Source organism: Cysteiniphilum halobium, from assembly GCF_003574425.1.
In the GTDB taxonomy this organism is placed as follows: Bacteria; Pseudomonadota; Gammaproteobacteria; order Francisellales; family Francisellaceae; genus Caedibacter; species Caedibacter halobius.
Map to the genome: position 1 here is coordinate 1 of NZ_QLIU01000081.1, position 592 is coordinate 592.

Consider the following 592-nt stretch of genomic DNA (forward strand, 5'->3'; position numbering starts at 1 on the left):
GTCTGATGGGAGCAAAACGATTGCATTTGATGACAATGGTCAGGCTAAGAATCTAGCAAAAGGTTCGAGTCATTTATTTAGCTTTAGCCTTCCTGCAAATGATACAACCAAAAACGCACTGCAAAGTGTCTATCATGAATTAACGACCAATCCAAATACGCAACTGATAAAAATTAAAGCCGCCAACATAAGAGGAGGAAATTTAGCCCCTGCATTAGTACTACAGACACAACCTGCTGAGCTCTCTCAAACAGTGCTATTAAGTGACCCTGCAATCCTCGGAGAAGCTGTGCTTGTTAACCATTCAAATGTCAATCTTACCATACAAAGCATTGATACAAACAATTTACCTACTGGTGTCAGTCTCAATAGTGGCAGCACGTGTGTTACTGGTACAGTACTATCCGCTAATGGCACTTCCAATGACCGTTGCCAATTATCCTTAGCTGTGGTTAGTAATAGTATCCCTGAAAATAATAAAAAAATTGCTGTTAGCTATAAAGATATGCAAGATAAGCTATTTACAGCTGAGGCAAATATTGCGATTGCTGGCGCTGAGATTGAAATTGAAGCAATAGGCACCAATAATGCC

The 592-nt window shown here is 39.9% G+C and carries 1 protein-coding gene; it reads left to right on the plus strand.

Annotated elements, in window-relative coordinates; translation table 11 throughout:
* On the plus strand, positions 1-592 hold a 592-nt coding region (locus DNK85_RS10795; RefSeq protein ID WP_162896693.1), incomplete at both ends, for a hypothetical protein.